The following is a 5,855-nucleotide window of genomic DNA, read 5'->3' on the forward strand; positions in this document are numbered from 1 at the left end:
CCCCAAAGCAAAAAACCCCAGTCAGATTTCTGACTGGGGTTTTCTGGGCTGTAAGAGCCTGACGATGACCTACTTTCACACGGGAACCCGCACTATCATCGGCGCTGAGTCGTTTCACTGTCCTGTTCGGGATGGGAAGGAGTGGGACCAACTCGCTATGGTCATCAGGCATAAAGGGTTGTTCTGTTGATCACATGATCAAGAGAACGAATTCATAGAGTTTGGAATCAGCTTTTGGCGAATTATTTTGAATGCGTCAACTTGGCATAACACCTTGATCGGATTGATCAAAGTTATAGGGTCAAGCCGCACGAGCAATTAGTATCAGTTAGCTTAACGCATTACTGCGCTTCCACACCTGACCTATCAACGTCCTGGTCTTGAACGACTCTTCAGGGGGCTCAAGGCCCCGGCAGATCTCATCTTGAAACGAGTTTCCCGCTTAGATGCTTTCAGCGGTTATCTCTTCCACACTTAGCTACTCGGCAATGCCACTGGCGTGACAACCGATACACCAGAGGTGTGTCCACTCCGGTCCTCTCGTACTAGGAGCAGGCTTCCTCAAATCTGCAGCGCCCACGGAAGATAGGGACCAAACTGTCTCACGACGTTTTAAACCCAGCTCACGTACCTCTTTAAATGGCGAACAGCCATACCCTTGGGACCGGCTACAGCCCCAGGATGAGATGAGCCGACATCGAGGTGCCAAACACCGCCGTCGATATGAACTCTTGGGCGGTATCAGCCTGTTATCCCCAGAGTACCTTTTATCCGTTGAGCGATGGCCCTTCCATACAGAACCACCGGATCACTATGTCCTGCTTTCGCATCTGCTCGACTTGTCAGTCTCGCAGTTAAGCACGCTTATGCCATTGCACTATCGTCACGATGTCCGACCGTAACTAGCGTACCTTCGAACTCCTCCGTTACGCTTTGGGAGGAGACCGCCCCAGTCAAACTGCCTACCATGCACTGTCCCCGATCCAGATAATGGACCTAGGTTAGAACCTCAAACACACCAGGGTGGTATTTCAACGTTGGCTCCACAAGATCTAGCGACCCTGCTTCAAAGCCTCCCACCTATCCTACACAGATCTGTTCAAAGTCCAATACAAAGCTACAGTAAAGGTTCATGGGGTCTTTCCGTCTTTCCGCGGGGAGATTGCATCATCACAAACATTTCAACTTCGCTGAGTCTCAGGAGGAGACAGTGTGGCCATCGTTACGCCATTCGTGCAGGTCGGAACTTACCCGACAAGGAATTTCGCTACCTTAGGACCGTTATAGTTACGGCCGCCGTTTACTGGGACTTCAATCAAGAGCTTGCACCCCATCATTTAATCTTCCAGCACCGGGCAGGCGTCACACCCTATACGTCCACTTTCGTGTTTGCAGAGTGCTGTGTTTTTAATAAACAGTCGCAGCCACCGATTTTTTGCAACCCATTCATGCTTCGTTGTTCACTACACACTAATAGGGCACACCTTCTTCCGAAGTTACGGTGTCAATTTGCCGAGTTCCTTCTCCTGAGTTCTCTCAAGCGCCTTAGAATACTCATCTCGCGCACCAGTGTCGGTTTGCGGTACGGTCGTTGTTAGCTGAAGCTTAGTGGCTTTTCCTGGAACCTCGTTCAGTCACTTCACGGACAAGTCCGCTCGATCGTTGGCCTCGGTATATGTGCACCGGATTTGCCTAATGCACGCCTACATCCAACTAAACCAGAATAATCCAATAACTGGATGACCTATTAAGATCCGTCCCCACATCGCACTAACAATCGGTACAGGAATATTGACCTGTTTCCCATCAGCTACGCATCTCTGCCTCGCCTTAGGGGCCGACTCACTCTACGCCGATGAACGTTGCGTAGAAAACCTTGCGCTTACGGCGAGGGGGCTTTTCACCCCCTTTAACGCTACTCATGTCAGCATTCGCACTTCTGATACCTCCAGCACGCTTTACAACGCACCTTCACAGGCTTACAGAACGCTCTCCTACCACTTGCAATAAATTGCAAATCCGCAGCTTCGGTAACTGGCTTAGCCCCGTTACATCTTCCGCGCAGGACGACTCGATCAGTGAGCTATTACGCTTTCTTTAAATGATGGCTGCTTCTAAGCCAACATCCTGACTGTTTTAGCCTTCCCACTTCGTTTCCCACTTAGCCAATTTTAGGGACCTTAGCTGGCGGTCTGGGTTGTTTCCCTCTTGAGTCCGGACGTTAGCACCCGGTGCTCTGTCTCCCAAGCTGTACTCATCGGTATTCGGAGTTTGCCTTGGTTTGGTAAGTCGCCATGACCCCCTAGCCAAAACAGTGCTCTACCCCCGATGGTAATACTTGAGGCACTACCTAAATAGTTTTCGGAGAGAACCAGCTATTTCCAAGTTTGTTTAGCCTTTCACCCCTATCCACAGCTCATCCGCTAGTTTTGCAACACTAGTCGGTTCGGACCTCCAGTACCTGTTACGGCACCTTCATCCTGGCCATGGATAGATCACTTGGTTTCGGGTCTACACCCAGCGACTGATCGCCCTATTCGGACTCGATTTCTCTACGGCTTCCCTATTCGGTTAACCTTGCCACTGAATGTAAGTCGCTGACCCATTATACAAAAGGTACGCAGTCACCCCTTACGAGGCTCCTACTTTTTGTAAGCACGCGGTTTCAGGATCTATTTCACTCCCCTCCCGGGGTTCTTTTCGCCTTTCCCTCACGGTACTAGTTCACTATCGGTCAATGATGAGTATTTAGCCTTGGAGGATGGTCCCCCCATATTCAGACAGGATTTCTCGTGTCCCGCCCTACTTGTCGTTAGCTCAGTACCACACAGGTCATTTCACGTACGGGGCTATCACCCGCTATGGCCAGCCTTTCCAAGCTGTTCCGTTATGTCTTGTGCTATCACTAACAGGCTTCTCCGATTTCGCTCGCCACTACTTTCGGAATCTCGGTTGATGTCTTTTCCTCGAGCTACTGAGATGTTTCAGTTCACCCGGTTCGCCTCGCATGACTATGTATTCATCATGCGATACCTTTGCAGGTGGGTTTCCCCATTCGGAAATCTCCGGATCAAAGCTAATTTGCCAGCTCCCCGAAGCTTATCGCAGGCTATCACGTCCTTCGTCGCCTATCATTGCCAAGGCATCCACCACGTGCTCTTATTCACTTGACCCTATAACTTTGAGCTCTCTTTGCAGAGATCCAAAATCGTTTCAAGGAATTACCAGGTCTTTCACCTGGCGCGTTATGCCGTTACATTCAAAATTCGATTTGACTCGAAATTGAAGTTTCTTTTGACGCAATCAAAAATTCTATGCTGCTGATGGCACGGTCTGCACTAAACCTTTACGAATGTGCAGTTTCCATCAGCAGCGCTGATTCGACTCTATGAATTTTTAAAGAACAGCCGATTGATCAAGAGATCTTGATCAACAACAAAGAAGCCTCATGCTTTCACACGAAGCCGCTTTGGTGTTGAATTAAGTATCGTTATTGGTGGAGGATGACGGGATCGAACCGACGACCCCCTGCTTGCAAAGCAGGTGCTCTCCCAGCTGAGCTAATCCCCCGTGAACACTTCAATGTTCCAAACGCGTCACAGGAAGATTTGGTGGGTCTAGTTGGGCTCGAACCAACGACCCCCGCCTTATCAAGACGGTGCTCTAACCAGCTGAGCTACAGACCCATTCGCCAATCATCTTCAAAAAATGAAGACAACCGACTTCTTCCAACAACCGATAAGTGTGGGCGTTTAAATTAAATTGCTTGTTTCCAGAAAGGAGGTGATCCAGCCGCACCTTCCGATACGGCTACCTTGTTACGACTTCACCCCAGTCACGAACCCTGCCGTGGTAATCGCCCTCCTTGCGGTTAAGCTAACTACTTCTGGCAGAACCCGCTCCCATGGTGTGACGGGCGGTGTGTACAAGACCCGGGAACGTATTCACCGTGACATTCTGATCCACGATTACTAGCGATTCCGACTTCACGCAGTCGAGTTGCAGACTGCGATCCGGACTACGACTGGTTTTATGGGATTAGCTCCCCCTCGCGGGTTGGCAACCCTTTGTACCAGCCATTGTATGACGTGTGTAGCCCCACCTATAAGGGCCATGAGGACTTGACGTCATCCCCACCTTCCTCCGGTTTGTCACCGGCAGTCTCATTAGAGTGCCCAACTGAATGTAGCAACTAATGACAAGGGTTGCGCTCGTTGCGGGACTTAACCCAACATCTCACGACACGAGCTGACGACAGCCATGCAGCACCTGTGTTACGGTTCTCTTTCGAGCACTAAGCCATCTCTGGCGAATTCCGTACATGTCAAAGGTGGGTAAGGTTTTTCGCGTTGCATCGAATTAAACCACATCATCCACCGCTTGTGCGGGTCCCCGTCAATTCCTTTGAGTTTCAACCTTGCGGCCGTACTCCCCAGGCGGTCAACTTCACGCGTTAGCTTCGTTACTGAGTCAGTGAAGACCCAACAACCAGTTGACATCGTTTAGGGCGTGGACTACCAGGGTATCTAATCCTGTTTGCTCCCCACGCTTTCGTGCATGAGCGTCAGTACAGGTCCAGGGGATTGCCTTCGCCATCGGTGTTCCTCCGCATATCTACGCATTTCACTGCTACACGCGGAATTCCATCCCCCTCTACCGTACTCTAGCTATGCAGTCACAGATGCAGTTCCCAGGTTGAGCCCGGGGATTTCACAACTGTCTTACATAACCGCCTGCGCACGCTTTACGCCCAGTAATTCCGATTAACGCTTGCACCCTACGTATTACCGCGGCTGCTGGCACGTAGTTAGCCGGTGCTTATTCTTACGGTACCGTCATTAGCCCTCTTTATTAGAAAAGGCCGTTTCGTTCCGTACAAAAGCAGTTTACAACCCGAAGGCCTTCATCCTGCACGCGGCATGGCTGGATCAGGCTTGCGCCCATTGTCCAAAATTCCCCACTGCTGCCTCCCGTAGGAGTCTGGGCCGTGTCTCAGTCCCAGTGTGGCTGGTCGTCCTCTCAGACCAGCTACAGATCGAAGGCTTGGTGAGCCTTTACCTCACCAACTACCTAATCTGCCATCGGCCGCTCCATTCGCGCAAGGTCTTGCGATCCCCTGCTTTCATCCGTAGATCGTATGCGGTATTAGCACAGCTTTCGCTGCGTTATCCCCCACGATTGGGCACGTTCCGATGTATTACTCACCCGTTCGCCACTCGCCGCCAGGATTGCTCCCGCGCTGCCGTTCGACTTGCATGTGTAAGGCATGCCGCCAGCGTTCAATCTGAGCCAGGATCAAACTCTATAGTTCGATCTTGATTTTTGCGCCTGACCTCGCGGTCAAGCAAAACTCATAAAAAAAGAATTAAAGTGAACTTCACTTCTATCTCATGAGCGTTTTTAAGTCTTGCGACTTGTTCCGAAGAACTTACGCAATTACCTTCAAACGCCCACGCTTATCGGCTGTAAATTTTTAACGAACCCCGAAGCAACTTTCGTCTGCTTCGTTTTGCTTTGCTGCGATCAGCGAAGCCTTGTAGTCTATCACGATTTTTAAAGAATCGTCAAACTTTTTTCGCTTTCAACATCTTCTTTATTCGCATCCCGCAACCTTCGTTGCAAGCTGCTGAAGCCGTTTCAGCGGAGCCTTGTAGTCTAGCACGACTTTTGAAGTCTCACCAAACTTTTTCAACCCTTTTCGCTTTCAACCAGCCCCTCATCGCAACCCGCAACTTTCATTGCAAACCACTGAAGCCGTTTCAGCGAAGCCTTCGATTATGCACCGGTTTTTTAAGACCAGTCAAACTTTTTGAAGACTTTCTTTGCCGACTCGCAAACAGAACTCCTGGGAGGAC

General features: G+C 50.3%; 2 tRNA genes and 3 rRNA genes. All 5 read right to left on the reverse strand.

Annotated features, from left to right (window positions below):
• Positions 1–56 precede the first annotated feature (56 nt).
• The 5 genes from rrf to PMI12_RS23880 all read right to left on the reverse strand — a co-directional run bounded on the left by rrf (position 57) and on the right by PMI12_RS23880 (position 5,311).
• Positions 57–169: ribosomal RNA gene (rrf, locus tag PMI12_RS23860) — 5S ribosomal RNA — on the reverse strand.
• Positions 170–297: 128 nt separating this feature from the next.
• Positions 298–3,173: ribosomal RNA gene (locus PMI12_RS23865) — 23S ribosomal RNA — on the reverse strand.
• A 321-nt stretch (positions 3,174–3,494) separates the two neighbouring features.
• Positions 3,495–3,570, reverse strand: a tRNA-Ala gene (locus PMI12_RS23870).
• A 39-nt stretch (positions 3,571–3,609) separates the two neighbouring features.
• Positions 3,610–3,686: transfer RNA gene (locus tag PMI12_RS23875), tRNA-Ile, on the reverse strand.
• A gap of 90 nt (positions 3,687–3,776) precedes the next feature.
• Positions 3,777–5,311: ribosomal RNA gene (locus tag PMI12_RS23880) — 16S ribosomal RNA — on the reverse strand.
• The 16S, 23S and 5S rRNA genes sit together here with 2 tRNA genes alongside, the layout of an rRNA operon.
• Between the last annotated feature and the right edge of the window lie 544 nt (positions 5,312–5,855).

This window comes from Variovorax sp. CF313 (genome assembly GCF_000282635.1).
Taxonomy (GTDB): Bacteria; Pseudomonadota; Gammaproteobacteria; order Burkholderiales; family Burkholderiaceae_C; genus Variovorax.